The organism is Streptomyces sp. NPDC054842, from assembly GCF_053611025.1.
In genome coordinates this window covers 36,954-61,083 of the sequence record NZ_JBSGZN010000036.1, presented here as the reverse complement: position 1 = coordinate 61,083, position 24,130 = coordinate 36,954, and the positions used below count along the sequence as shown (strand labels likewise).

Sequence of the window (24,130 nt, the reverse complement as noted above, 5' to 3'; positions counted from 1 at the left end):
GCTGACCGAGTCAACTGCCCGGTTCCGGGTTCTCTCGTGGGCGGGTCACAGCCCGGGGCGCTACAGTCCAGATACGCACCCCGTGGCCCGCCCGAGTTATCGAGGTACACAGCGTGTCGGTTCTGGTTCTGGTCCTCTCCGTGAGTGCGGCCTGCTGTCTCGGCTTCGGCTTCGTGCTCCAGCAGAAGGCCGCCTCGCACGCTCCCCTGAGCGACTTCCTCTCCCCCCGCCTGCTCGTCGACCTCGTCCGCGTCCCCACCTGGCTGGGCGGCATCGGGCTCATGGTCGTCGGCCAGGTGCTCGGCGCGATCGCGCTGAGCCGCGGCGAGCTGTCCCTGGTGGAGCCGCTGCTCGCGACGAACCTGCTGTTCGCGATGGCGCTCTCGCGCCATCAGACGAAGCAGCCGCTGGGGCGGCAGGGCTGGGCCGGCCTGGCACTGCTCGCCGGCGGCGTCACCGCGTTCATCGTGGCCGGTCAGCCGCGGGGCGGCGACGCGATCACCGACCCGCTGCGGCACTGGCTGATCATCGGGATCATGATCGGCCTCGCGCTGCTGCTCACCGCGTACGCGAAGCGGTCCCGGCTGAGCGCGGCGCCCCTGCTGCTGGCCGTCGCGGCGGGGCTGCTGTACGGCGTGCAGGACGCGCTGACCCGGGTCACCGGGCAGCGGTTCGCCGCGGGCGGCTGGTCCGAGGTGGTCACCGGCTGGCAGCCGTACGGCGTCCTCGTGCTCGGCGTCACCGGGCTCGTGCTGGTGCAGAGCGCCTTCGAGACGGCACCGCTGCGGATGTCGCTGCCGGCGCTGACGGCCACCCAGCCGCTCGCCGGGATCGTCTGCGGAGTGGGTTTCCTCGGGGACCGGCTGCGCACGGACACCGGCGCCCTCGCCTGGCAGGCGACCGGACTCGCCGCCGTGGTGGCCGGCATCGTGCTGCTGGGCCTGCATCCTGCGATGCCGCGCGGGTCGGAGTACGCCCGGCGGGCCAAGGACCTCCAGACGCACTGAGCCCACGGCTGTGACCGGACCGGCGGACCGGGCCGCGCGGGGAATGCTTGGATGGGGGCCATGAGCGCCGCCGACGAGATCCTCGACATCGTGGACGAGAACGACCGGATCATCGGGCAGTCGCCGCGCGGGGAGGCCTACGCGCGCGGTCTGCGTCACCGCTGCGTGTTCATCCAGGCGCGGGACGCCGAGGGCCGGGTCTTCGTCCACCGCCGCACCCCGGACAAGCTGGTCTTCCCCTCGCTGTACGACATGTTCGTGGGCGGGGTCGTCGGGGCCGGCGAGTCGTACGACGACGCGGCCCTGCGGGAGGCCGAGGAGGAACTGGGCGTGCGGGGCCTGCCGCGACCGCGCCGGCTGTTCACGTTCCTGTACGACGACGGGGCCGGGAAGAGCTGGTGGTCCGCCGTGTACGAGGTGCGCTGCGACCTGCCCGTGCAGCCCCAGGCCGAGGAGGTCGCCTGGCACGACTTCCTCCCCGACGACGAGGTGGAGCGGCGCCTGACGGACTGGACGTGGGTCCCGGACGGCCTGGCGGCGTACGAACGCCTGAAGGCCTACCGCTCGATGGGCTGACCTGGCCGACCTGGGCTGATCTTGTGTGCGGACCGCCGGGCGAGCCGGCCCCGCGGCCCGGTCCAGGGTGCCCCGACGGCGCCCCGGTAGGGTCCCTCGCGTGATCGAATTCGTACGGAACGTCCGGCTGTGGTTCGTCCCCGAGGAGATCCGGCAGGAGGGCGGGACTCCCGACTACCGGTTCTCGCTGGCGAACGAGCGGACCTTTCTCGCCTGGCTGCGGACCGCGCTGGCGCTGATCGGCGGCGGCTTCGCCGTGGACCAGTTCCTGCCGGACCTGCGGTGGGGCTGGCGCGTCGGGCTCGCCCTCGCGCTGCTCGCCGCGGGCGTGCTGTGCTCCCTGCGCGCGGTCAACCACTGGGTGCGCTGCGAGCGCGCCATGCGGCGGGGCGAGGACCTGCCGGTGTCCCGCTTCCCCGCGCTGCTCGGCATCGCCGTCGCGGTCGTCGCCGTCGCGATGGTGCTCGTCGTGCTCGTCGGCTGGGAAGGGTGAGCGCGCCCGCCCGGGAACGCGACCCGGGCCTCCAGCCGGAGCGGACGCGGCTGGCCTGGCGGCGTACGACCCTGTCGAGCACCGTGGCCGCCGTGCTCGCCGTGAAGACGGCCCTGCACGGCGGGGCCTCGCCTCTCGGGATCGTGGCCTGCGCCCTGTGCTGGGCGCTCTGGCTGGGCTTCCTGGCGGTGGCCCACCGCCGCATCACCACCCTGGCCTCGGGCGCCGGCCGCACGAAGGCGCTCACGCCCCGGGACGCGACGGCGGCGACCCTGTGCACGGTGGCGCTCGCGGTGTGCGCGGTGGCGCTGGTGTTCTGACGGTGGTCCCTGGCACGCCCGGCGCCCGGCGCTGCGGGCACCCGCCGTCCGGGGAACCCGTACGGCACCCGGACCGAACGGGCCGATCACACCGCGTACGGGCGGATTCGGATGGTTTGCACCGATAGCCTGAGCCGTCATTCCACGCCACGTCGAAGGTGAGCACCATGACCACCCTCCACCAGGAGCACGCCGCCCACGAGCACGTCCACGGTCCCGCCTGCGGGCACACCGAGGTGCCGCACGGGGACCACGTCGACTACCTGCACGACGGGCATCTGCACCGCGAGCACGGCGGCCACTGGGACGAGTGCGAGCCGGGCGGGCACACGGCGCACGAGGGCCACGAGCACCGGCACGGCGAGGACTGCGGACACCAGCGGGTCCAGCACGGCGACCACGTCGACTACCTGCACGACGGCCACCGGCACGCCGAGCACGACGGACACTGGGACGACCACTAGTCGTCCCGTCCGGATCGGTCGTCACCGTCCGGACGGCGGCCGCGGGCGGCCCGATCGGCGTCTTTCCGGCTCCCTCGGGGACGGGAGACGCCGATCACGTTTTGCGCGGGCACTGGACGACATACCGACCGGTCGGCATCATGTGTGGCGTCCTGTTTTCCGTGTGCGTAGGAGCCATGATGAGCCCAGACCACCCCCCGGGTCTCGATCTCGACCGTTTGCGTGACCTGCTCGACGGCGAGCGGCCCGGACTGGTGGACGGCCCGCTGTCCGGCCGGCTCATCGAGGGGGGACGGTCGAACCTCACGTACGCGGTCACGGACGGCGCCACGAAGTGGGTCGTCCGCCGGCCCCCGCTGGGCCACGTCCTGGCCACCGCGCACGACATGAAGCGCGAGCACCGGGTGATCAGCGCCCTGCATCCGACCGCCGTGCCGGTGCCGCGGCCCGTGCTGCTGTGCGAGGACGACTCCGTGCTCGGCGCGCCCTTCTACGTCATGGAGTTCGTCGAGGGCACCCCGTACCGCACCGCCGGGCAGCTGGCCCCGCTCGGCGCGGAGCGCACCCGGGGCGCGGTCCTCGGCCTGGTCGACACCCTCGTCGAGCTGCACGCCGTGGACCCCGCCGAGGTCGGCCTCGCGGACTTCGGCCGGCCCGAGGGCTTCCTCGACCGGCAGCTGCGGCGCTGGGGCAAGCAGCTGGACGCGTCCAGGAACCGCGAGCTGGCGGGGATCGACGAACTGCACGCCGCCCTCGGCCGGAACCTGCCCGCCTCCCCCGCCCCGGCCGTCGTGCACGGCGACTACCGGCTGGACAACGTGCTGATCGGCACGGACGACCGGATCAAGGCCATCCTGGACTGGGAGATGTCCACGCTCGGTGATCCGCTCACCGACCTGGGGCTGCTGGTGATGTACAGCGCGCCGCTGGATCTGCCCGACTCCCCCATCAGTACGACGGCCTCGGCCCCCGGGCACCCGGACGCGGCCGAGATCGTCGAGCGGTACGCCGCGCGCTCGGGGCGCGACGTGTCCGCCGTCTCCTGGTACACGGCGTTCGCGTGGTTCAAGCTCGCCGTGATCCTGGAGGGCATCCACTACCGCTACACCCTCGGCCAGACGGTCGGCGCGGGCTTCGACCGCATCGGCGAGCTGGTCCCCTTCTTCATCGAGCACGGCCTGACCACCCTTCAGGAAGGCTGAACCGCCATGGACTTCGCATTCGACGCCCGCACCGAGGAGCTCCGCCGGAAGCTGCTCGCCTTCATGGACGAGTACGTCTATCCGGCGGAGGCCGTCGCCGAGGAGCAGCGCGCGCGACTGGCCTCGCCGTGGGACACCCCGGCGGTCGTCGGGGAGCTGAAGGCCGAGGCGCGCCGCCAGGGGCTGTGGAACCTCTTCCTGCCGGACTCCGAGTACGGCGCCGGGCTCACCAACCTGCAGTACGCGCCGCTCGCCGAGATCACCGGCCGCAGCCCGCACCTGGCACCCACCGCGCTGAACTGCGCGGCGCCGGACACCGGCAACATGGAGGTGCTGACGCAGTTCGGCGACGAGCAGCAGAAGAAGCAGTGGCTGGAGCCGCTGCTCGCGGGCGAGATCCGCTCGGCGTTCGCGATGACCGAGCCCGAGGTGGCCTCCTCCGACGCCACGAACATCACCACGCTGATCGAGCGGGACGGCGACGACTACGTCATCACGGGACGCAAGTGGTACATCTCCGGGGCGATGAACCCGGACTGCAAGATCTTCATCGTGATGGGCAAGACCGACCCGGACGGTGCCGACATCCGGCGCCAGCAGTCCATGGTGCTCGTCCCGCGCGACGCCCCGGGCGTCGAGATCCGGCGCGCCATGCAGGTCTACGGCTACGAGGACCACTCGCACGGCGGGCACGCGGAGGTCGTCTTCGACCACGCGCGCGTGCCGGTGTCGAACCTGGTGGGCGAGGAGGGCGGCGGCTTCGCCATCGCCCAGGCGCGGCTCGGTCCGGGGCGCATCCACCACTGCATGCGGCTGATCGGCATGGCCGAGCGGGCGATCGAGCTGATGTGCCGCCGCGCGGTGGCCCGCGACGCCTTCGGCAAGCCGCTCGCGCAGCAGGGCGTGGTGCAGAACTGGATCGCCGACGCCCGCGTGGCCGTCGAGCAGCTCCGGCTGCTGGTCCTGAAGACGGCCTGGATGATGGACACCGTGGGCAACAAGGGGGCGCACACGGAGATCCAGGCCATCAAGATCGCCACTCCGCGCACGGTCGTGGACATCCTCGACAAGGCGGTGCAGCTGCACGGCGCCGGCGGTGTGAGCCAGGACTTCCCCCTGGCGGAGCTGTGGGCGAGCGCCCGCACGCTGAAGCTCGCGGACGGGCCGGACGAGGTGCACCAGCGGTCGCTGGCGCGCCGGGAGATCAAGAAGTACGTGTGACGTGCCGGTGCCCCGGCGGCGGTTCGCCCGCCGCCGGGGCACCGTGCGTCCTCAGGGGCGCAGGGCGCGCAGCAGCAGGTCGGCGAGCTGGTCGGCGAGCTGCTGGGGGGTGAGGGGGCCGTCGGGGCGGTACCACGTCGACAGGTGGTGGATCGACCCGAAGTGGTAGTCGACGACCAGGTCGGCGGGGGTGGCCGTGGAGAAGACGCCCTCCTTCTGGCCCTCCTCGATGAGCGCGCGGAAGCGTTCGTGGTAGCGGCGGCGCTCGGCGCGCACCTGCTTGTTCTTCTCGGGGCTCAGCTGGTGCATCGAGCGGAAGAAGATCGACGCGTCGTCCAGGTTGTCGATCGTGGTCACCACGACGTCGGCCGCGGCTCCGCGCAGCCGCTCCTCGACGGGGGCGTCCGCGCCCGCGAAGGCGTCCAGGCGCTCCTGCTGGACGCGCAGCACGCGCGCGTACACCTCGTGCAGGAGGTCGTCCTTGGAGCCGAAGTAGTGGTAGAGGGCGCCTTTGGTGACGCCCGCCGCCTCGACGATCTCCTGCACCGAGGTCCGGTCGTAGCCCTGCTCCGCGAAGAGCCGGGTGGCGGCGGCGAGCAGCCGCTGCGGAACAGGAGGCCCGTCCCCGTCCGTCGTCCTGGGCACTGCCGCCACCTGCCTTCCGAATCGCTGTACCGTCGTCACGCGTTGCGCGCTTGTGAGGCGTCGTCCCTGCGGGAACGCAGTTCCCGCCGGAGGATCTTCCCACTCGCCGTCTTCGGCAGCTCCGGCAGGATCTCCACCTGACGCGGATACTTGTACGCGGCCAGCCTCTCCTTGCAGTAGGCGGCGAGCCCGTCCGGGTCGGCCTCGCTGCCGGGACGCAGGCTGATGTAGGCCTTGACGGTCTCTCCGCGGTAGCCGTCGGGGATGCCGACGACGGCCGCCTCGCGCACCGCGGGATGCGTGTAGAGGACGTCCTCCACCTCGCGCGGCCACACCTTGAAGCCGGACGCGTTGATCATGTCCTTCTTGCGGTCGACGACGTAGAGCCAGCCGTCGGCGTCCATGAAGCCGATGTCGCCGGTGCGCAGCTCGCCGTCGGGGAAGGTCTCGGCGGTGGCCTCGGGCCGGCGCCAGTAGCCGGGGACGACCTGCGGGCCCCGGACGAGGATCTCGCCCTGCTCGCCGAAGGGGACTTCCCGGCCGAGGTCGTCCACGATGCGCACGACCGTGTCGGGGCCGGGCACGCCCACGGCCAGGGTCCCGGACAGGGGGTCGACCGGGGCCTCCTTGCCGGGCGGCACGGAGGCGCAGGGCGCGCTGCACTCGGTGAGCCCGTAGCCGTTGTGGATGTACGGGCCGAAGCCGGCACGGAACTTCTCCACCAGGGCGGGCGGCAGCGGGGCCCCGCCCGAGGAGATCATCCGGAACGAGGAGAAGTGGTCGCGGGTGACGGCGGGGTGCGCGGCCAGCGCCATGAACGCGGTCGAGGGTCCCACCGTGTAGACGGGGCGGTGCTCCAGGAACGCGTCGAGGACGACGCCCGCCTCGAAGCGGTACGCGAGGACGAGGGTGCCGGCGCTGTTCAGGCAGCCGGCGAACTGCGCCACCATGCCGGTGATGTGGAACAGGGGTGCCATCGCGAAGTACACGGGTGTCCCGGGCAGGTCGAGCCCGGTGCGCTGCCGCTCGGCGTTGTGCATCAGGTTGCCGTGGGTGTTGGTGGCGCCCTTGGGCGCGCCGCTGGTTCCCGAGGTGTAGCTGATCAGCGCGATGTCGGACGGGGCCGCGTCGCGGTCCCCGGGCGCCCGGTGGCCCGCGCGGGCCACGGCCAGCAGGTCGTCGGCGTCCGCGGCGACGGGCAGCCGCTCGAAGTCCAGCACGCGCGCGTCGTCGCGGGTCTGCAGGTCCCGCTCGCAGGCGGTGAGCACAATGCGCACCGGTGAGTCGGCCGCGGTCTCCCGCAGGTAGGACTCCCAGGCGCGGTCGGCGCAGACGAGGGCGCTCACCTCGGCGTCCTGGAGGACGTGGCGGACCTCGCCCGACTTGTACATCGGGTTGACCGGGACGACGACCGCGCCCGCCTTCCACGCGCCGAGCAGCGCGAGCACGAAGTGCGGGGAGTTCTGGAGCAGGATCGCCACCCGGTCGCCGCGGTGGATGCCGCGGGCGGCGAGGTGCCCGGCGACGGAGTCGCTCAGCTCGTCGACCTCGCGGTAGTCGAGGCGCCCGTCGAAGTAGGCGAGGGCGGTCCGGTCCGGGGTGCTCTCCACGGCCCGGCGCAGGACGTGCACGAGGGAGTCGAGGGGGTCGATCGGGGCCCGCTGCGCCTCGTTCAGCTGGGACAGCCACGGCTTGGCCGCGTAGGGGGACCCGGTCACCGGGACGCCTCCCACTTCTGCTGGATCTGGTTCATGCCGGTCAGCCAGCGGTCCGGCTGCGCGGCCCGGGCCTGGTAGTACCCGGCGACCTCGGGGTGCGGGAGGATCAGGAAGCGGTCCTCGGCCATTCCCTCGAAGAGCGCGGACGCGACGTCCTCGGGCTCGATGGCGGTCGGCTGGAGCACCAGGTCGCCCGCGCTGCCGGTGTTCGCGAGCATGTCGGTGCGCACGCCCTGGGGACAGATGGCGTGGACCTTCAGCCCGCGGTGGCGGTAGGTGAGCGAGAGCCACTCGGCGAAGGCGTACGCCCCGTGCTTGGTGACGCTGTACGGCGCCGCGCCCACCATGGTGAGCAGTCCGGCGGCGGAGACGGTGGAGACGAAACGGCCGCTCCCGCGCTCCAGCCAGCCCGGGATCAGCTCCTGGGCCGCGCGGACGTGGGCCATCACGTTGACGTCCCAGGCGAGCGCCCAGACCTGCTCGCCGGCCGCCTCCGAGCCGCCGGAGCCGAGGCCCGCGTTGGCGCAGTAGACGTCGACGGTGCCGCCGAGGGCGTCCCGCGCCTCGGCGACGATCGTGGACGCGTCGCCGGGGACGGCGATCCCGCCGATCTCCTCGGCCACGGCCTTCGCCTTGTCGGCGTCGAGGTCGTTGACCACGACCCGGGCGCCCTCGGCGGCGAAGCGGCGGGCCAGCGCGGCCCCGATGCCGCCTCCCGCTCCGGTGACGACCACTCCCGCATCCTGCACGGCTTCCACCATCGGTCTCCTTCGACGCGACGCGAATCGGCTCCTGCTCGCGTCAGACTAACCAGTCGGTATGTAGTGGCGGAAGGGGTGGCCCCGACGAGGCCGGTCCGGTTCGTTCCGCGGCGCCCCGGCGACCGCTAGCGTGCGTGACCATGACAGTTCCGTCGATCACGGAGGTCACCGCATGAAGCTGTCCAGACGCGGTCTGCTCGCCGCCACCACGGCCACCGTCGCGGCGTCCGCGGCACCGGCCGGCGCCGCCACCGGGGGCCGACGGCTCCGCACCGGCTTCGAGCGCCTGGCCGCGAACGGTTACGCGCCGCTCGACGGGCGGCGGGTCGGCGTCGTCACCAACCCGACGGGCGTCACCCGGGACGTGCGGCACATCGTGGACGTGATGCACGCCGACGGCCGCGTGGACCTGGCCGCCGTCTTCGGGCCCGAGCACGGCTTCCGCGGCACCGCCCAGGCGGGTGGCTCCGAGGGCCGCTACGACGACCCGGCGACCGGGCTGCCCGTCTACGACACCTACATGAAGAGCGGCCGGGCCCTGGCCGACGTCTTCACCGCCTCCGGGGTCGACACCGTCGTCTTCGACATCCAGGACGTGGGCGCGCGTTTCTACACGTACATCTGGACGCTCTACGACTGCATGGAGGCCGCGCAGCTCGCGGGCAAGCGCTTCGTGGTGCTGGACCGGCCGAACCCGCTGACCGGGCGCGCGGCCCAAGGACCCGTCCTGCACCCGGAGTTCGCGACCTTCGTGGGGCGCCGGCCCATCGCGCAGGCGCACGGGATGACGGTGGCGGAGCTGGCGCGGCTGTTCAACGGCGAGTTCCTGACCGCGCCGGTGCCGCTGGAGACGGTGCCCATGACGGGCTGGAGGCGGTCGGAGTTCTACGGCGCCTCGGGACTGCCGTGGGTGCCGCCGAGCCCGAACATGCCCACTCCCGACACCGCGCTGGTCTACCCCGGCACCTGTCTGTTCGAGGGGACGAACCTGTCCGAGGGGCGGGGCACCACCCGGCCGTTCGAACTGCTCGGCGCGGAGGGCCTGGACGGCCGGTGGGCCGCCGCCGTCGAGCAACTCGGCCTGCCCGGAGCGCACTTCAGGGAGGCGTACTTCGCGCCGACCTTCTCCAAGTTCCAGGGGAAGACCGTCGGCGGGGTGCAGGTCCACGTGCACGACCGGGCCGCCTTCGACCCCGTGCGCACCGGTGTGGCCCTCCTGGTGACCGCGAAGAAGGTCTGGAGCGGCTTCGCCTGGCGTCCGGACAACTGGATCGACAAGCTGACGGGTTCCACCCAGGTACGCACGATGACCGACGCGGGCGCGACGGCCGACGAGGTCGTCGCCGCCTGGCAGGACGAACTGGCGGCGTTCCGACGGGTCCGCGCGGAGTACCTCCTCTACCGGTAGCCGCCGGGGCCGATGTGTCCCCGCCCGCCGGGTGACCGGCCGGTGCCGGCGGCGGGCCGGGTCCTGTGGCCCGCCGCCGGCACCGGAGTTCACGTCACCGCGTCACCGCGTCACCGCGTCACCGGTGCGACGTGAACTCCACCACCTGCTGGTACGTCGGCCGGTTCTGCCAGCTGACGGGGCCGTGCTTGATGCCGCCGAGCGTGCGGTGGACGATCGAGTCGGCGCACCACTGGTCGCCCGCCGAGCACTGGTCGTCACCGGGGTAGACCTGGGCCGCCGTCCTGCCCGCCGCCTCCTTCAGGGTGCTGATGAGGACGTCCCGGCAGGCGTCGAGGCCGCCGCCTCCGCAGTACTTCTTCGGCAGTCCGCCGCGCACGGGTTCGCCGAGCACCGCGCGGATGTCCTTGTGGACGTAGCTCCACCAGCCGTACTGGAAGGCGCTGCCGGCGTGCGCCCCGGTCGGCCCGTGCGCCGCGGAGGGCGACTCGTCGACGGGCAGGTTGCCGGTGAAGGCGGTGTACAGGTCGCTGCCGAGCCCCGGTTCGAACTCGGCCTTCACGAGGAGCGGCCACCAGGCGTCCATGATCCGGACCGCCTCGGCGTTCGCATACGTCTTCGAACCGGCCGAGGTCTCGGTGCGCCGCGCGCCCGCTGCCACCCAGGCCGACAGCTTCCCGGCGGCCGCCGCGGCCGTGGCGTCGGTCACCGGCCGGCTCCCGACCACCTTCAGCAGATCGGGCAGCACGTCCTCGGCCCGCAGGTCGGCCAGGCCCGCGTCGGCCATCGCCTTCACCAGCGCGGACCGCGTGACACCGCCGGCGGACACCAGTTTCCGCACCCGGTCGTCCAGCAGGTCGCCCCGGTGCACGGAGCCGTCGCCCCAGGACGCCGTGGAGTAGTCCTTGGCCTGTTTGTTGTTCCACGAGACGTAGTAGTCCTGGTCGACGGAGTGCGGGTGGGCGGACGCCGGGGTGTAGTCGGCGGTGTTGGGGCCCGGGTTCCAGCCGCGCCACTCGTACGCCGCCTCGGCCCGCACCGGGTAGTCGGGGTCGACGCCGTCGGCGCGCACCGGGTTGTCGCCGCTGTTGTAGTAGGCGGTGTGCGCGGAGTCGGCGTAGAACCAGTTGAAGGTGTAGTTGATGTGCTGGACGGCGCTCTGGAAACTGGCGGAGTCCTTCACGAAGTCCGGGTCGTTGAGCATCTGGAAGCCGATGATCGAGTCGGCCTCGTGCAGGTACGAGGAGCGCAGCGTGGTGTAGGCGACCTTCTTGCCGTCCACCGTCGCGCGGTACTCCACCGGCCCGTACTTGGTGCGGTAGACCTGCATGCGGTACGAGCCGGCCCGGGTCGAGTCGGCGACGGTCGGCTTCCAGGTGTTGGTCCGCTCGACCTTCTCCATGGCGGTGCAGGTGCCGTGGTACAGGTAGTGGTAGTCGTCCTGGCACAGCTCGACCGCGTAGGTGTCGATGATGTCCTGGCCCGAGGTCGTGGCGCTCCACGCGTAGTCCTGGCCGCGCCCCAGCTCGACGTACATGCTCAGGCCCGCGAAGGACGCTCCGCGCGCGCTGAGGCCCGGCCCCTGGATCTCCTGGAGCATGAGCAACTGGGGTGCGAAATATCCGGTCTGGGGGCCGAAGACGGCGATCGGATGGCCGCTCGCGGTGTGCTCGCCGCTCACCACCAGGGCGTTGGACATGCCGCGCCGGGCCGCGGAGAGCGCGGTGGCGGTGGTCCGGGCCGTGGCGGCGGTGGCGGCCGACGCGGTGGCGCCGCCGGTGCGGTCGTAGACGAGGGGTTCCCGCGTCACCGAGCCGGCGTCGGGCAGGGCCCGGCCCTTCGGGTCGTCGGGCCTGGTGGCGTACGGGAAGCTCTGTCCGTCGTGGACGGTGAGTACGGCCTCGGGGTCATTGCGCATGCGGAAGGACTCCCAGACCTCGGTGCCCTCGGCCACGCCGTAGCGGGACTGGGCGGCCAGCAGGGAGAGGGCGTTGCCGACCTCGCCGCCGCCTCCCGAGCCGAAGAGCGCGCCGATGACGGAGGCCAGCGCGACCAGGTCGGTGAGCTTGAAGTGCTCGATGGTGCCGGCGTTGGTGATCGAGTCCTTGTGGCCGGTGAGGACGTACTCGCCGGGGAAGTAGCGGCCCTTGTCGGAGGCGTCGATGTAGGCGTTGACGCCCTCCAGGTAGGCCTTGGCGTCGTCGAGGGCCTGCCGGCCGCGGGCGCCGTTGCCCGCCGTGGCGTCGTCGATCTGGGCCTGCAGGTCGGCCTCGGTGTACGGGGCGTTGCGCCAGAACTCCTGCTCCAGGCCCTGGTTGGAGGGGGCGCCGCCCGCGAAGGAGGTCAGCTGGCCGCGTCCGACGTGCCGGAAGACGTCCATCAGCCACAGCCGGTCCTGGGCGGCGGCGTACCCGGCGCCGAACTCCGTGCCGTAGCGGGTGGTGCCCGTGATGTGCGGTACGCCCGTCTTCTTGTCCCGGACGATCGTCACGTCGCTGCGACCCGCGGGCCTCGTGGTCGAGGCGACCTGGTCGGCGGGGACGCCGAACGACGCGTTGTTGAAGAAGTCGTTGATCTTCGCGTCGGTGAGCGCGGAGTAGCCCGAGGGCAGTTTGCCGTAGGGCGCGAGCTGGTCCTCGGCATGGCTCGGCTGGGTGCCGAACGCCTGGTTGAGCAGGATCTCCGCGAGGGTGGCGTTGCCGTTCTCACCGGGCGGAAGGATGTCCGAACACCGGCCTCCGCAGTGGTCCTCGGCTGCGGTGACGGCCGCCGGCGCGGCGGCCGCTTGGGTAATGGGGGACAAAAGACCGGCAATGAGGACGCATACGGATGCGCTCTTGAGGAACTTGGGGAATCTGCGAGGAGTTCTCAGTCTGTCGAGGACGGTGCGTGGGGTACGCCGTGGCATGGCAGCTCCTCCCGACGGGGGTGTGCCGGAGGTTACCGCCGGTATCTCCGCGTTGGAAGGTGAACATGCGTCACTTTCGGGAAACCCGCCGCGCGGGCGGCGGTCCGGTCAAGTGGCCTTGTGCACAACCGACTTCGGCAGGCGACTGACAGCGGCGGGAGACGGGCCGTGAAGGGATCGGTGGACGGCTTATGGCAGTCATCGGAGATCGGATGGAGCCGAATCGCTTGTCGATACGTCTACTCGGCGACGTCCGCAGGACGACGACGCCGAAGTGACCGAAGTTCAGGTGCAGATGTGACGGAGGTGCAGGGCGATGGCCGGTTTCCGGAGTCTGGCGAGACAGGTGCGCGACCCGCGGTGCGATCTCGCACTGCGGCGCTACTCACTGCGCAAGTGCCTGGAGAGGTTCGCCCCGTACGGCCACCGGGCGACCTGGGACCATCTGTGCTCCAGGGCCGGTTTCGGCCCCGAGGACCGGTCCCCCGACCCGGCGCGGCTCGTGGCCGCGCTGGACGAACTCGAAGAGGCCCGCAAGGTCTGGCTCGCCTACGAGGTCGCGTTCGCGCAGCGCCGCAAGAAGGAGAAGCACGACGGGCTGCGCAGGCCGGGCACCGTGGACGACTGGCACCGGCTGACCTGGGGCGGCTTCGGGGTCGCGTGGTGCGACGACCCGGGTGTCCACCCGCATGAGCCGCTCGCCGAGGTGCTGCGGCGCCTGATCGCCGCCCTGGAGCGCGAACCGGGCACGGTCTGCCCGGTGTGCACCGGGGAGAGCCTCGTCTGGAAGTACGACCTGGCCCACGAACCGTCCTCGGGTCCGGTGTGCACGCACTGCGGCATCGTCGTGCCGCGGCCGGTCCTGACCCCCGAGGCGCTGGCGGAGACCAGGCGCGGACGGCTGCTGCTCATGTCGGCGTGAGGCGGCGGGGGTGCGCCGCCTGGGGACGCACCCCCGTGCACGTGCCTACGGCGTCAGCACGTCCGTGTGGATGGCGAGCTTGAACTCGGCGAGTGTGATCCGGGTGGCGATCCTCGCGTCCCCCGCTCCGCGCGCCGAGATCTTCAGGCCGACCGGTGTCCCGGGCCGTACGAACATCTGCCACAGATAGGTGCGGAACTGCCCGCCCCGGGTGAGCATCGTGTCGTTCGTGGCGGTCGAGTCGTACCCCGTGGAGGCGTTCAGCGGGTCGCGGACGAAGCGTGCCCGGTACTCCAGCGCACGGGTGTCCGCCTCCCAGAAGACCATCGCGGAGAGCACGCCCCAGCCGTCGTGGCTCGGCCAGATCAGCCCCGAGCGTGCGTCGGGGTACACGGATTCGGCGGGGCCGCCGTTCGCCGGGTCGTGCATCCTCCACGGGTCGTAGGACTCCTCGGTCGTCTCGTACGGGAAGCGGACGAGGTGGTAGCCGTCCGGGTCGTACGTGATCCGCTGGGCCCCCGAGCGCTTGGCGTCCCATTTCAGCGAGCTGACGACGACACTCATCCGTGTTCCTCCTCGCGGTGCGGATTCCGCGCGGGACCCGGCGGTTGTCGGTGGCCTCCGGCACCATCGGGGCATGGTGCAGGTGTGTGTGAACGGAACCCGCGGGGCCGCCGACGGCGCGGTCGTACCCATGTCGCCGGGTGCACTGGCCGACTCCGCCGCCGAGGCCGTCGCGGCCGGGGCGTCGGACGTCCATGTTCACCCCAAGTCCCCTTGTGGTCAGGACACATTGTCGGCCGAGGCGGTTGCGGCCGTGCTGGAAGCGATACGTTCCCGGGTCGGGGTCCCGGTCGGCGTCACCACGGGGGCGTGGGCCGAGCCGGACCCGGCGGCCCGGGTGGCCCGGATCCGCGCGTGGACGGTGCTGCCTGACCACGCCTCGGTCAACTGGCACGAGCCGGGCGCCGAGGAGGTCGCCGCCGCGCTGCTCGACCGGGGCGTGGACGTGGAGGCGGGCGTCTGGTCCGGCACGGAGGGCGCCGCGCGGTTCACGGCGTCGCCCCTGGCCGGGCGGGTGCTGCGGGTGCTGGCCGAGGTGACCGACCCCTCCCCCGCGACGGCGCAGGAGACGGCCCGGGCGCTGCTCCGTGAGCTGGACGACGCGCACGGCCGGCCGGTGCTGCTGCACGGCGAGGAGGGCGGCGCCTGGCCGGTCCTGCGCCTCGCCGGGCGGCTGGGGCTCGCGACCCGGATCGGCCTGGAGGACACGCTGACCCTGCCGGACGGACAACGGGCGGTGTCGAACGCCCAGTTGGTGGCGCGGGCGCTGCGGCTCCACGGGCCGGACCGGCGGACGCCGTAGCCGGTCACCGCACCGCCGGCACAGCGCGCGGGCGTGCGGATCCCCACGACGCTAGCAGCCCCGAATTCGCTCGCTCCACCCCTTATGCGCACGGAGAGTTGGGGGCGATGAGACACGGCTGAGCGACCGGGGAGCCCACGATGTCGACGCTGCGCGTCACCGCCGAAGTCCTGACCGTCCACGAGCACCCGAACGCGGACGCGCTCGAACTGGCCCAGGTGGGCCTGTACCGGGCCGTCGTCGCCAAGGGTGCCTTCCGCACCGGTGAGACCGCCGTCTACATCCCGGAGCAGTCCGTGCTCCCGGCCGGGCTGATCGACGAGCTGGGGCTGACCGGGCGGCTGGCGGGCAGCGGCGCGGACCGGGTGAAGGCGGTCCGGCTCCGCGGCGAGCTGTCGCAGGGCATCGTGTGCCGCCCGAAGGCGCTCGCGGGCGTCGACCTGGCGCGGGCCGCCGCGGAGGGCACCGACTTCGCCGGCCTACTCGGCATCGTGAAGTGGGTGCCTCCGATCCCGCCCACGATGAGCGGCGAGGTCGAGTCGGCGCCGGGCCTGCTGCCCTGGGTCGACATCGAGAACATCCAGCGCCACCCGGACATCTTCACGCCGGGCGAGCCGGTCGTCCTGACCGAGAAGCTGCACGGCTCCGCGTGCCTGCTGACGTACTGCGCCGCCGACGGCCGGGTCCACGTGTCCTCCAAGGGCTTCGGCGCCAAGTCGCTGGCGCTGACCGAGGACCCGCGCAACCTGTACTGGCGCGCGGTCCGCGGCCACGGGGTCGCGGAGGCGGCGGCGCGGCTCGCCGGGCGGCTGGGGGCGGCCCGCGTCGGGATCTTCGGGGAGGTGTACGGCGCGGGCGTGCAGGACCTGTCGTACGGCGCCGACGGCCGCCGCGAGACGCTGGGTTACGCCGCCTTCGACGTCTGCGCGGAGATCGACGGCCAGGTCCGCTGGCTGGACGCGGCGGCGCTGCTGGACGGCGAACTGCCGCTGGTGCCGCGGCTGTACGCGGGCCCGTACGACATCGCGCGCGTCCTGGAGTTCGCCTCGGGCCGGGAGACCGTGTCCGGCCGCGCACTGCACCTGCGCGAGGGCGTGGTGATCCGCCCGGCCACCGAGCGCCACAGCCCGGTGACGGGCGGCCGCGCCATCGCGAAGGCGGTGAGCCCGGCGTACCTGACCCGCAAGGGCGGCACGGAGTACGAGTAGCCGCCCGACGGCGCCGGATACGCCCTCCGGCCCCTCGGTCCGACCGGGGGCCGGAGGCGCGGCTCGGAGGCGGGCCTCCGGGGGCGCGAGGGCGGGCGGGGGTACGGAGGGCGCCGCCCGCCGTACCCGCGTCGGGCACGCGCCCCCGAGGTGACGTCGGGCGTACCGCCGCCGCCTCGGGGCGCAGGGCGTAACGCACCTGGGCGGCGCGGGCGGTTGCGGGGGCGCTGCCCCACGCGGGACGGCGGGCGTTGCGCGTACGTACCGGCGCGCAGGGGGCCGGGGCGGGGGTGCGGGGCCGGCGTCGCCCCCCTGTCCGCCTCGGGCACGCAGGGCGTCGGGCGTAACGCCCCGGCATCCGCCTTCGGCGCTGCGCAGGTGCGCCGAAGCGCACCGGCGCCCACCGGCGAGCCCGCGGGTGAAGGCGCGCCATCACGCACCCGGGTCGGGGGCGCCCCGCCCATCAGCCCCTGGGCACGCAGGCGGGTCGGGGCGCGTCCGCTGAGCAGCCGCTCCGGCTGTACGCAGGTGCGCCGGGGCGTCGGCCCGCGCCTTCACCGCCGGCGCACAGGACCGGCCCCGGGAAGCGGGGGCCGGCGAACCCCGGGGCCACGCCCCCGCCCGTAGGAGCGCTCAGCGGCACTCCTCGGTGGCCTCCCCGCGGGGCTCGCGGGGTTGTGGGGTGCGGGGGCGCTCCACCATGAGGCGGGAGCCGGCCCGGCGTTCGCCGAAGACGTCGTCGGGGTTGGAGAGCACGCAGTTCTCCAGCGACAGGCAGCCGCACCCGATGCAGTCCGTCAGATGGTCGCGGAGCCGGCTCAGCTGCGCGATGCGGTCGTCCAGCTCCGACCGCCACGCCTCGGAGAGCCGGGCCCAGTCCGCACGCGTCGGCGTGCGTTCCTCGGGCAGCTCGGCCAGCGCCTCGCGGATCGTGGCGAGCGGGATGCCGACGCGCTGGGCGGCCCGCACGAACGCGACCCGGCGCAGGGCGTCACGGTGGTACCGGCGCTGGTTGCCCGCGGTGCGGCGACTGCTGATCAGGCCCTTGGACTCGTAGAAGTGCAGGGCCGAGACGGCGGCGCCGCTACGGGCCGACAGCTGGCCGACCGTGAGTTCGTGGATCTTCTCGGAAATCTGGGGCACCCCTCGAACCCTACCGACCCGCTCGCCGGGCCGGTCCGTTGACATGAGGCCCGAGCCCGACCATGCTAAGCAGTCGCTTAGACATTGACGCGCGGGAGGCCAGGGACATGGCAGAGCCGAGGATCTTCACATCCGCCGACGAGCTGAAGGCGGCCGTGGGCGAGCAGTTGGGCCACAGCGACTGGCTGGAAGTCGACCAGAAGCGGATCGATCTGTTCGCGGAGGCCACGGGCGACCACCAGTGGATCCACGTGGACCCGGAGAAGGCGGCGGCGGGCCCCTTCGGCACCACCATCGCGCACGGCTATCTGACGCTGTCGCTGCTGCCCGCCCTGGTACCCCAGGTGATGCGGGTCGAGGGCATGAAGATGGGCGTCAACTACGGCGCGAACAAGGTGCGCTTCCCCGCGCCGGTGCCGGTGGGTTCGCGGCTGCGCGCCACCGCGGTCCTCAAGGAGGTCACCGAAGCGGGCGGCGGTGTCCAGCTCACGGCCGTGGTGACGGTCGAGCGCGAGGGCGGCGACAAGCCGGTGTGCGTCGCGGAGTCGGTCTCCCGCTACTACTTCTGACCCGTGAGCGGACCGGGTGCCCGGCGGCTCCAGCCGGTCACTTCCTGGCGCCCACCATCCGCAGCACGAGGTCGGCGTAGAGCGCGCCGACCTCGTCGGGCGTCCTCGGACCGTTCACGTTGAACCAGCGGGCCACGTCGATGCAGAGCGACAGCACCGCCAGCGAGGTGCCCGGCACGTCCGGCACGTCGAAGGTGCCCGCCGCCACCCCGTCCTGGATGATCCCGCGGACCTGGGCGTCGACCTGACGGCGCAGGCCGACGATCTCGGCGCGGGCGTCGGGGCCGAGGGCGTCGAGCTCGTACTGCACGACCCGTGCGGTGGTGTGCTGGGCCGCGTGCCACCGGACGAAGGAGGACACGGCCACCTCCAGGCGCTCGGCCGCGCCGCCCTCGCCGTCGGCCGCGGCCCGCAGGATGGCGAGCGCCTTCTCGTGCCCGATCCGGCTGATCCGGTGGAGCAGTTCTTCCTTGGTCTTGTAGTGGATGTAGAGCGCGGCGGGGCTCATACCCGCGCGGCCGGCGATGTCCCGGGTGGTCGTCGCGTGGTAACCGCGCTCGGCGAAGGCCTCCACGGCGGCCACGAGCAGCCGCCGGGCCGCGTCCGGGGTGACCTCGCCCCACGGCTGCGTCTCGCCGCCGGCCGTCTCCTCCGCCGTAGTCATCGCTCGCGCCCCTTCCAGTGGCAGGACGAACACCATACCCCTGAAGCTGAGCGGGCGCTTAGAGTGCCCGCTCAGCGGTGCGCGAAATGGTCAGCGCCGCCCAGCGCCGCTCAGCGCTGCTCGAAAGGGTCGTGGTCGGCGAGCAGCTTCTCCAGCCGCGCCTGGTCGACGCGGCTGACGATCTGCCCGGCCTCCTGGCGGTCGCGGATCACCTTGGCCAGGGTGAAGGACGAGGTCACGAGGTACAGGACGGCGATCCCGAGGAAGCCGCGCACCCAGGCGTTGGCCTCCAGACGGTAGATCCCGAGGGCGGTGGCCGCGATGGCGACCGCGAAAGAGGCCACGGCCTGGCCGTAGAAGGCCGCCGTGGACTGCTGCTTGACCGGTGTCTCACTCATGGGAACAGCTTCGGCGGACGCGGCCGGGGCCACATCCGCCGAGATACTCACGGGATCCGCGAGGGCGTACTCAGAAGGCGGAGACGCCCGTCAGCGCGCGCCCGATGAGCAGCTTCTGGATCTGGCTGGTGCCCTCGTAGAGGGTCATCACGCGGGCGTCGCGCAGCAGCTTGCCCGCCGGGTACTCGTCGATGTAGCCGTAGCCGCCGAAGACCTGCAGGGCGTTGTTCGCGGCCCGCACCGCCGCCTCGGAGGCGAACAGCTTGGCCTTGGACGCCTCGGGCGCGAACGGCTGCCCCCGGTCGATGAGGTCCGCGACCCGCCAGGTGAGCAGGCGCGCGGCGTCCACGTCCACGGCGATGTCGCTGAGCAGCTCCTGGACGAGCTGGTGGTGGGCGATCGGCTTGCCGAACTGCTCGCGCTCGGTCGCGTACTTCACCGCCACGTCCAGCGCGGCCTGGGCGATGCCGACGCAGCCCGCGGCGACCGACATGCGGCCCTTGGCGAGCGCGGACATGGCGACGGAGAAGCCCTTGCCCTCCGGGGCGAGCATGGCGTCGGCGGGGACGCGCACGCCCTCCAGCACCAGTTCCGCGGTGGCCTGGCCGCGCAGGCCGAGCTTGCCGTGGATGGTGCGCCGGGTGAGGCCGGGGGTGTCGGCCGGGACGAGGAAGGCGGAGACGCCCTTGTGGCCGGGGGCGTCGGTGGAGCGGGCGAAGAGGAGGACGACATCGGCCCAGGTGCCGTTCGTGATGAACATCTTGGTGCCGTCGATGACGTAGTCGTCGCCGTCGCGTACGGCCCTCGTGGTCAGGTTGCCCGCGTCGGAGCCGGTGCCCGGCTCGGTGAGGCCGAAGCAGCCGACGAGGTCGCCCGAGGTGAGTCCCGGCAGCCACCGCCGCTTCTGCTCCTCGCTCCCCCAGTGCGCGATCGTCTTGGCGACCAGGCCGAGGGAGACCGAGACGATGCCCCGGACCGAGGAGTCGCCCCGGCCCAGCTCCTCGGTCACCAGGCAGTAGGCGAGGTGGTCGCCGCCTGAGCCGCCGTACTCCTCGTCGACGGTGAGCCCGAGGAAGCCGACCTCGCCGAGCTTCTTCACGAGGGACCGGTCGACCTCCTCGGCGCGGTCCCAGGCGATGACGTTCGGGGCGATCTCGCGGTCCACGAAGTCCTTGGCGAGCCGCCGGACCGCGGTCTGCTCCTCACTGAGCTCCAGGTTCATGACGCGTCACCCCACATGGAAGGCCGTACTCGGCTACCGAGCTTGAATACCGGACATTTAAATTAGCACTGCTAGTTTCCGTCCGCAGCCCTACTATGTGCGCCATGGCCCGACCGCGCAAGCCCCTGCTGAGCACCGACCGCATCGTCGAGACGGCGCGGGCGCTCGTCGACGCGGAGGGTCTCGCGGCCGTCTCCACCCGCCGGCTCGCCGCCGAGCTCGGGGTGAGCGGCCCCTCGCTCTACAACCACTTCCGCACCAAGGACCAGATCCTGGAGGCGGTCGCGGACTCGGTGAGCGCCCAGGTCGACCTGTCGATGTTCGAGGACGGGCGGGACTGGCGGACCGCCCTGCACGACTGGGCCGTCTCCTACCGCGCCGCCCTGCGCGACCACCCCAACATCGTCCCGGTGCTGGCCCGCGGGCCCGGCCGCCGGCCCGCCGGGCTGCGTCTCGCGGACGCCGTCTTCGGCGCCATGGTCGACGCGGGCTGGCCGCCCGCCCAGGCGACCTCGATCGGCGCGCTGATGCGGTACTTCATCATGGGTTCCGCGCTCGGCTCGTTCGCCGGCGGCTTCGTGGACGACGAGACCGCCTACGACCCCGCCGACTATCCGCACCTCGGGCAGGCCCACCTCCTCGCCGAGCAGCAGGAGAAGATCGACGAGCGGGCCTTCGAGACGGGCCTCACCGCGCTGCTGGACGGGCTGTCGCAGCAGTACGAGCAGGTGGGAAGAGGCGCGTAGGGCACGGTTCGGTGCCCGCCGAACCGTCCGTGCGGGATGCTGGAGCGCATGACGACGACAGGCCGACGCGGGTCACGGGACGCCCAGGCACCGGGGCTGGCCCGGCTCGCCGGGCTGATCGCCGACGAGACGAGGGCCGCGTGCCTGCTGGCACTGCTCGACGGGCGGGCGTGGACCGCCGGCGAGCTGGCCCGGCACGCCGGGGTCGCCGCGTCCACAGCGAGCGAGCACCTCGGCAAGCTCGTCGCGGGCGGCCTGCTCACCGAGGAACGCCAGGGGCGGCACCGCTACGTGCGGCTCGCCGACGCGCGCGTGGCGCAGCTCGTCGAGGACCTCGCCGCCCAGGTCGCCCCCGGCCCCGCCGAACCGCCGCGCACCCTCGGGCAGGCGGGTGCCGGGGCCGCGATGGCGCGGGGCCGCACCTGCTACGACCACCTCGCCGGGCGGCTCGGCATCGCCGTCACGGACGCGCTGACGGAGCGCCGGCTGCTGCGCCAGGACACCGGGTTCGCGCTCACGGACGCCGGACTGCACTGGTTCGCGGCGGCGGGCATCGGCCTCGCCCGCACCGGGCGCCGGCCACTGGCGCGGGCCTGCCTCGACTGGACCGAGCGGCGCCCCCACCTGGCGGGTGTCGCGGGCGCCGCGCTGTGCCGCCACGCCCTGGACGCGGGCTGGTGCGTGCGCATCGGCTCGGAACGGGCGGTGAAGGTCACGGACCGGGGCGAGCGGATGCTGGCGCAGCTGCTGGGCATCGCCCCGACGGCCCTGCGCTGACCACCGCCCGCCGAGCACCGGCCCCCGGGCGTCCACGCCGCACTCCCCGATGTCCGGCTCCGGGACGGCCGTACGAGGGCGGAGGCGCCCCGCACCTCGGAGACAACGGAGGCCCGCGTCACCCCTGGCCCCTGCCGGACCCGCCCGAGAACTTCCGTCGCCCCTCCCCCTCATGACCACGAGGGCCATAATCCGCGAGCCCTTTCCCGCCGTCGTCCCTAGCCTCAGGAGCATGATGTCCACTTCCCCGTCCGCCGCCCCCGGTCGCCGCGCGGAGCTGCTCGCCGCCGGTGCCGCCGCGGTCACCGTCGTCCTCTGGGCCTCCGCCTTCGTCTCCATCCGCAGCGCGGGTGCCGCGTACGCGCCGGGAGGACTGGCCCTCGGACGGCTGCTGGCCGGCGCCCTCACCCTCGGGGTGCTGTGGCTCGTCCGCGGGGAGGGACTGCCGCCGCGGGCGGCCTGGCGCGGGATCGCGATATCCGGGCTGCTCTGGTTCGGCTTCTACATGGTGGCGCTCAACTGGGGCGAACAGCAGGTGGACGCGGGCACGGCGGCGCTGGTGGTGAACATCGGGCCGATCCTGATCGCCCTGCTCGGCTCGCGGCTGCTCGGTGACGCCATGCCGCCGCGGCTGCTCGCCGGCATGGCGGTGTCCTTCGCGGGTGCCGTCACGGTCGGGCTGTCCATGTCGGGCGGCGGCGGCTCGTCGGTGCTGGGCGTCGTGCTGTGCCTGCTGGCCGCGGGCGCGTACGCGGCCGGCGTGGTCGCGCAGAAGCCCGCGCTGGGCAGCGGCAGCCCCCTCCAGGTGACGACCTTCGGGTGCCTGGTCGGAGCCGTCGTGTGTCTGCCGTTCGCCGGGCAGCTGGTGCGGGACGCGGCCGACGCCCCCGCCTCGGCCACCCTCAACATGCTGTACCTGGGCGTCTTCCCGACCGCGCTGGCGTTCACGACCTGGGCCTACGCGCTGGCCCGTACGACGGCCAGCAGGATGGGCGCGACCACGTACGCCGTGCCCGCCCTGGTCGTGCTGATGTCCTGGCTGTTCCTCGACGAGGTCCCGGGCCTGTTCACCCTCGGCGGCGGACTGCTGTGCCTGGCGGGCGTGGCGGTCTCCCGGTCCCGGCCGCGTTCGCGGGCCGCGGCGGCCGCCGCCACGGCGCCGTCCCCGGAGCCGGCCGCCACGGCGCGGCCGGACCGGGGCACGGAGGCCGGGAACGAGCGGGCCTGAGGGAGCGGGGACGGAGGCCGCGGCCCGGCGTCGAGCGGGCGGCCGGCACCGGCGGGCCGGGATCGGTCCGGCCCCCGTCTCCCTTAGAAGATCACCAGCGCCCGGCCGCCCTTGCCGGCGATCATGTTGTCGAAGGCGGCCGGGATGCCGTCGAGGGCGATCCGCTCGGTGACCAGCATCCCGAGGTCGAGGCGGCCCGCGCGCACGTGCTCGGCCAGCACCGGCACGTCCCTCGCCGGGTCCGAGTTGCCGAAGACGCAGCCGGACAGCGTCCTGCCCCAGTGGAAGATCTCCAGGGCGTTGAAGGTGACCTGCTGGTCCTTGCCGCCGATGCCGACGACCGTGGTGCGCCCGCCGCGGCGGGTGGATTCCCAGGCGGTGCGGATGGTGACGGCGCGGCCCACGCACTCCACGGCCACGTCGACGCCCTGCTTGCCGGTGAGGCCCCGGATCTCGCGGGCGGTGGTGTCGGAGGCGACGACGTAGTCGGTGGCCCCGGCCTCCCGGGCCAGCGCCTCCTTCTCGGGCGAGACGTCCACCGCGATGATCTTCGACGCGCCCGCCAGCCGGGCGGCCTGGAGCGTGGACAGGCCGACGCCACCCACGCCGAAGACGGCCACCGTCTCGCCCTGCCGGACCTTCGCGGAGTGGTGGACGGCGCCGTAGCCGGTGAGCACGGCGCAGCCGAGCAGGGCCGCGTCGGTGAGCGGCACCCCCTCGGGCAGCGGCAGGACGCAGGCGGCGGAGACGACGGTCTCCTCGGCGAACGCGGCGACGTTCAGGCCGGGGTGCAGCTCCGTGCCGTCGGCGCGGTGCGCGTACACGTGCGCGGCGCCGGCCAGCGCGTCGGCGCACAGCCAGACCTCGCCCAGGGAGCAGGCGTGGCAGATCCCGCAGGAGGGCGCCCAGTTGAGGACGACGCCGTCGCCGGGGGCGATGTGGGTGACGCCCTCGCCGACGGAGACGACGGTGCCGGCGCCCTCGTGGCCGAGGACGGCCGGGACCGGCAGCCGCATGGTGCCGTCGGACAGGGAGAGGTCGGAGTGGCACACCCCGGCGGCGGCGAGCCGGATGCGGACCTGGCCCGGCCCGGGGTCGGGCAGCTCGATCTCGGTGATCTCCAGCGGAGCACCCACGGCGGGCAGTACAGCGGCGCGGACCATG

The 24,130-nt window shown here is 73.1% G+C and carries 25 protein-coding genes; 15 read left to right on the top strand and 10 right to left on the bottom strand.

What is annotated here, in order from left to right; all coding sequences use genetic code 11:
- Positions 1 to 113 precede the first annotated feature (113 nt).
- The 7 genes from ACWGIS_RS25805 (at position 114) to ACWGIS_RS25775 (ending at position 5,283) form a co-directional block, all read left to right on the top strand.
- The gene (locus ACWGIS_RS25805; protein ID WP_453364821.1) at positions 114 to 1,007 is read left to right on the top strand and encodes a DMT family transporter; all 894 of its coding nucleotides are present in this window, start codon (positions 114 to 116) and stop codon (positions 1,005 to 1,007) included.
- A gap of 60 nt (positions 1,008 to 1,067) precedes the next feature.
- Entirely contained in the window at positions 1,068 to 1,583 is a 516-nt protein-coding gene (locus ACWGIS_RS25800) for an NUDIX hydrolase (protein ID WP_453364820.1), read from the top strand.
- 100 nt (positions 1,584 to 1,683) lie between these two features.
- Positions 1,684 to 2,076 carry a YidH family protein gene (locus tag ACWGIS_RS25795; RefSeq protein ID WP_453364819.1) on the top strand — a complete coding sequence of 131 codons (393 nt, stop codon included), beginning with the start codon at positions 1,684 to 1,686 and terminating at the stop codon, positions 2,074 to 2,076.
- Positions 2,073 to 2,396, top strand: a complete 324-nt coding sequence (locus tag ACWGIS_RS25790; protein ID WP_453364818.1) for a DUF202 domain-containing protein — start codon at positions 2,073 to 2,075, stop codon at positions 2,394 to 2,396. The genes ACWGIS_RS25795 and ACWGIS_RS25790 overlap by 4 nt, the downstream gene beginning before the upstream one ends.
- Positions 2,397 to 2,563: 167 nt before the next feature.
- Positions 2,564 to 2,860, top strand: coding sequence for a hypothetical protein (locus tag ACWGIS_RS25785; RefSeq protein ID WP_453364817.1), 297 nt, complete (start codon positions 2,564 to 2,566; stop codon positions 2,858 to 2,860).
- Between the two features lie 179 nt (positions 2,861 to 3,039).
- Positions 3,040 to 4,062 carry a phosphotransferase family protein gene (locus ACWGIS_RS25780; protein ID WP_453364841.1) on the top strand — a complete coding sequence of 341 codons (1,023 nt, stop codon included), beginning with the start codon at positions 3,040 to 3,042 and terminating at the stop codon, positions 4,060 to 4,062.
- A 6-nt stretch (positions 4,063 to 4,068) separates the two neighbouring features.
- Positions 4,069 to 5,283, top strand: coding sequence for an acyl-CoA dehydrogenase family protein (locus ACWGIS_RS25775; protein WP_453364816.1), 1,215 nt, complete (start codon positions 4,069 to 4,071; stop codon positions 5,281 to 5,283).
- A gap of 51 nt (positions 5,284 to 5,334) precedes the next feature.
- Here the strand turns inward: ACWGIS_RS25775 and ACWGIS_RS25770 are convergent, their stop codons facing one another.
- From ACWGIS_RS25770 to ACWGIS_RS25760, 3 genes are read right to left on the bottom strand one after another with little or no spacing between them, the layout of a single operon-like run.
- Positions 5,335 to 5,928, bottom strand: coding sequence for a TetR/AcrR family transcriptional regulator (locus tag ACWGIS_RS25770; protein ID WP_453364815.1), 594 nt, complete (start codon positions 5,926 to 5,928; stop codon positions 5,335 to 5,337).
- A gap of 35 nt (positions 5,929 to 5,963) precedes the next feature.
- On the bottom strand, positions 5,964 to 7,646 hold the full coding sequence (locus ACWGIS_RS25765; protein ID WP_453364814.1) for a class I adenylate-forming enzyme family protein: 1,683 nt from the start codon (positions 7,644 to 7,646) through the stop codon (positions 5,964 to 5,966).
- Complete coding sequence (locus tag ACWGIS_RS25760) at positions 7,643 to 8,407, bottom strand: SDR family oxidoreductase (protein ID WP_453364813.1); 765 nt, start codon at positions 8,405 to 8,407, stop codon at positions 7,643 to 7,645. Before ACWGIS_RS25760 ends, ACWGIS_RS25765 begins: the two co-directional genes overlap by 4 nt.
- Before the next feature lie 172 nt (positions 8,408 to 8,579).
- On the opposite strand from ACWGIS_RS25760, the gene ACWGIS_RS25755 reads away from it, so the two are divergent.
- Entirely contained in the window at positions 8,580 to 9,815 is a 1,236-nt protein-coding gene (locus tag ACWGIS_RS25755) for an exo-beta-N-acetylmuramidase NamZ family protein (RefSeq protein WP_453364812.1), read from the top strand.
- Positions 9,816 to 9,933: 118 nt separating this feature from the next.
- Here ACWGIS_RS25755 and ACWGIS_RS25750 read toward each other — a convergent pair whose 3' ends face one another.
- The gene (locus ACWGIS_RS25750; RefSeq protein ID WP_453364811.1) at positions 9,934 to 12,723 is read right to left on the bottom strand and encodes a penicillin acylase family protein; all 2,790 of its coding nucleotides are present in this window, start codon (positions 12,721 to 12,723) and stop codon (positions 9,934 to 9,936) included.
- A 316-nt stretch (positions 12,724 to 13,039) separates the two neighbouring features.
- On the opposite strand from ACWGIS_RS25750, the gene ACWGIS_RS25745 reads away from it, so the two are divergent.
- A complete protein-coding gene (locus tag ACWGIS_RS25745) occupies positions 13,040 to 13,645 on the top strand; it encodes a hypothetical protein (protein WP_453364810.1) in 606 nt (201 codons plus the stop codon).
- 45 nt (positions 13,646 to 13,690) lie between these two features.
- On the opposite strand, the gene ACWGIS_RS25740 is transcribed toward ACWGIS_RS25745, so the two are convergent.
- Positions 13,691 to 14,209, bottom strand: coding sequence for a hypothetical protein (locus ACWGIS_RS25740; protein WP_453364809.1), 519 nt, complete (start codon positions 14,207 to 14,209; stop codon positions 13,691 to 13,693).
- Between the two features lie 73 nt (positions 14,210 to 14,282).
- Between ACWGIS_RS25740 and ACWGIS_RS25735 the strand changes: the two genes are divergently transcribed.
- Positions 14,283 to 15,011, top strand: a complete 729-nt coding sequence (locus tag ACWGIS_RS25735) for a 3-keto-5-aminohexanoate cleavage protein (RefSeq protein ID WP_453364808.1) — start codon at positions 14,283 to 14,285, stop codon at positions 15,009 to 15,011.
- Between the two features lie 140 nt (positions 15,012 to 15,151).
- Entirely contained in the window at positions 15,152 to 16,219 is a 1,068-nt protein-coding gene (locus tag ACWGIS_RS25730) for an RNA ligase (ATP) (protein WP_453364807.1), read from the top strand.
- Positions 16,220 to 16,852: 633 nt separating this feature from the next.
- Here the strand turns inward: ACWGIS_RS25730 and soxR are convergent.
- Positions 16,853 to 17,407 carry a redox-sensitive transcriptional activator SoxR gene (soxR, locus tag ACWGIS_RS25725; protein WP_453364806.1) on the bottom strand — a complete coding sequence of 185 codons (555 nt, stop codon included), beginning with the start codon at positions 17,405 to 17,407 and terminating at the stop codon, positions 16,853 to 16,855.
- Between the two features lie 62 nt (positions 17,408 to 17,469).
- On the opposite strand from soxR, the gene ACWGIS_RS25720 reads away from it, so the two are divergent.
- The gene (locus ACWGIS_RS25720; protein WP_453364805.1) at positions 17,470 to 17,931 is read left to right on the top strand and encodes a MaoC family dehydratase; all 462 of its coding nucleotides are present in this window, start codon (positions 17,470 to 17,472) and stop codon (positions 17,929 to 17,931) included.
- Positions 17,932 to 17,968: 37 nt separating this feature from the next.
- On the opposite strand, the gene ACWGIS_RS25715 is transcribed toward ACWGIS_RS25720, so the two are convergent.
- The 3 genes from ACWGIS_RS25715 to ACWGIS_RS25705 all read right to left on the bottom strand — a co-directional run bounded on the left by ACWGIS_RS25715 (position 17,969) and on the right by ACWGIS_RS25705 (position 20,215).
- Positions 17,969 to 18,595, bottom strand: a complete 627-nt coding sequence (locus ACWGIS_RS25715; protein ID WP_453364804.1) for a TetR family transcriptional regulator — start codon at positions 18,593 to 18,595, stop codon at positions 17,969 to 17,971.
- A gap of 110 nt (positions 18,596 to 18,705) precedes the next feature.
- Positions 18,706 to 18,993: a YiaA/YiaB family inner membrane protein gene (locus ACWGIS_RS25710; protein ID WP_453364803.1), complete on the bottom strand. Its 288-nt coding sequence runs from the start codon at positions 18,991 to 18,993 to the stop codon at positions 18,706 to 18,708.
- 70 nt (positions 18,994 to 19,063) lie between these two features.
- Positions 19,064 to 20,215 (bottom strand): acyl-CoA dehydrogenase family protein, encoded by a 1,152-nt coding sequence (locus tag ACWGIS_RS25705; protein ID WP_453364802.1) that lies wholly within the window; start codon positions 20,213 to 20,215, stop codon positions 19,064 to 19,066.
- A gap of 104 nt (positions 20,216 to 20,319) precedes the next feature.
- Between ACWGIS_RS25705 and ACWGIS_RS25700 the strand changes: the two genes are divergently transcribed.
- From ACWGIS_RS25700 to ACWGIS_RS25690, 3 genes are all read left to right on the top strand, one after another.
- Positions 20,320 to 20,961, top strand: a complete 642-nt coding sequence (locus tag ACWGIS_RS25700) for a TetR/AcrR family transcriptional regulator (RefSeq protein WP_453364801.1) — start codon at positions 20,320 to 20,322, stop codon at positions 20,959 to 20,961.
- Between the two features lie 36 nt (positions 20,962 to 20,997).
- Complete coding sequence (locus ACWGIS_RS25695) at positions 20,998 to 21,738, top strand: ArsR/SmtB family transcription factor (protein WP_453364800.1); 741 nt, start codon at positions 20,998 to 21,000, stop codon at positions 21,736 to 21,738.
- A 232-nt stretch (positions 21,739 to 21,970) separates the two neighbouring features.
- Positions 21,971 to 22,966 (top strand): DMT family transporter, encoded by a 996-nt coding sequence (locus tag ACWGIS_RS25690; RefSeq protein ID WP_453364799.1) that lies wholly within the window; start codon positions 21,971 to 21,973, stop codon positions 22,964 to 22,966.
- 83 nt (positions 22,967 to 23,049) lie between these two features.
- Here the strand turns inward: ACWGIS_RS25690 and ACWGIS_RS25685 are convergent, their stop codons facing one another.
- Positions 23,050 to 24,129 carry a Zn-dependent alcohol dehydrogenase gene (locus ACWGIS_RS25685; RefSeq protein ID WP_453364798.1) on the bottom strand — a complete coding sequence of 360 codons (1,080 nt, stop codon included), beginning with the start codon at positions 24,127 to 24,129 and terminating at the stop codon, positions 23,050 to 23,052.
- Position 24,130: the final 1 nt, after the last annotated feature.

Bases quoted from the DNA above. Each gene is read 5' to 3' on its own strand.
- ACWGIS_RS25715 (WP_453364804.1), bottom strand. From the start codon at position 18,595: ATGACTACGGCGGAGGAGACGGCCGGCGGCGAGACGCAGCCGTGGGGC.
- ACWGIS_RS25780 (WP_453364841.1), top strand. From the start codon at position 3,040: ATGAGCCCAGACCACCCCCCGGGTCTCGATCTCGACCGTTTGCGTGAC.
- ACWGIS_RS25685 (WP_453364798.1), bottom strand. From the start codon at position 24,129: ATGGTCCGCGCCGCTGTACTGCCCGCCGTGGGTGCTCCGCTGGAGATC.
- ACWGIS_RS25755 (WP_453364812.1), top strand. From the start codon at position 8,580: ATGAAGCTGTCCAGACGCGGTCTGCTCGCCGCCACCACGGCCACCGTC.
- ACWGIS_RS25800 (WP_453364820.1), top strand. From the start codon at position 1,068: ATGAGCGCCGCCGACGAGATCCTCGACATCGTGGACGAGAACGACCGG.
- ACWGIS_RS25745 (WP_453364810.1), top strand. From the start codon at position 13,040: ATGGCCGGTTTCCGGAGTCTGGCGAGACAGGTGCGCGACCCGCGGTGC.
- ACWGIS_RS25785 (WP_453364817.1), top strand. From the start codon at position 2,564: ATGACCACCCTCCACCAGGAGCACGCCGCCCACGAGCACGTCCACGGT.
- ACWGIS_RS25710 (WP_453364803.1), bottom strand. From the start codon at position 18,993: ATGAGTGAGACACCGGTCAAGCAGCAGTCCACGGCGGCCTTCTACGGC.
- ACWGIS_RS25690 (WP_453364799.1), top strand. From the start codon at position 21,971: ATGATGTCCACTTCCCCGTCCGCCGCCCCCGGTCGCCGCGCGGAGCTG.
- ACWGIS_RS25740 (WP_453364809.1), bottom strand. From the start codon at position 14,209: ATGAGTGTCGTCGTCAGCTCGCTGAAATGGGACGCCAAGCGCTCGGGG.
- ACWGIS_RS25750 (WP_453364811.1), bottom strand. From the start codon at position 12,723: ATGCCACGGCGTACCCCACGCACCGTCCTCGACAGACTGAGAACTCCT.
- ACWGIS_RS25730 (WP_453364807.1), top strand. From the start codon at position 15,152: ATGTCGACGCTGCGCGTCACCGCCGAAGTCCTGACCGTCCACGAGCAC.
- ACWGIS_RS25705 (WP_453364802.1), bottom strand. From the start codon at position 20,215: ATGAACCTGGAGCTCAGTGAGGAGCAGACCGCGGTCCGGCGGCTCGCC.
- ACWGIS_RS25760 (WP_453364813.1), bottom strand. From the start codon at position 8,407: ATGGTGGAAGCCGTGCAGGATGCGGGAGTGGTCGTCACCGGAGCGGGA.
- soxR (WP_453364806.1), bottom strand. From the start codon at position 17,407: ATGTCAACGGACCGGCCCGGCGAGCGGGTCGGTAGGGTTCGAGGGGTG.
- ACWGIS_RS25775 (WP_453364816.1), top strand. From the start codon at position 4,069: ATGGACTTCGCATTCGACGCCCGCACCGAGGAGCTCCGCCGGAAGCTG.
- ACWGIS_RS25700 (WP_453364801.1), top strand. From the start codon at position 20,320: ATGGCCCGACCGCGCAAGCCCCTGCTGAGCACCGACCGCATCGTCGAG.
- ACWGIS_RS25720 (WP_453364805.1), top strand. From the start codon at position 17,470: ATGGCAGAGCCGAGGATCTTCACATCCGCCGACGAGCTGAAGGCGGCC.
- ACWGIS_RS25695 (WP_453364800.1), top strand. From the start codon at position 20,998: ATGCTGGAGCGCATGACGACGACAGGCCGACGCGGGTCACGGGACGCC.
- ACWGIS_RS25735 (WP_453364808.1), top strand. From the start codon at position 14,283: ATGGTGCAGGTGTGTGTGAACGGAACCCGCGGGGCCGCCGACGGCGCG.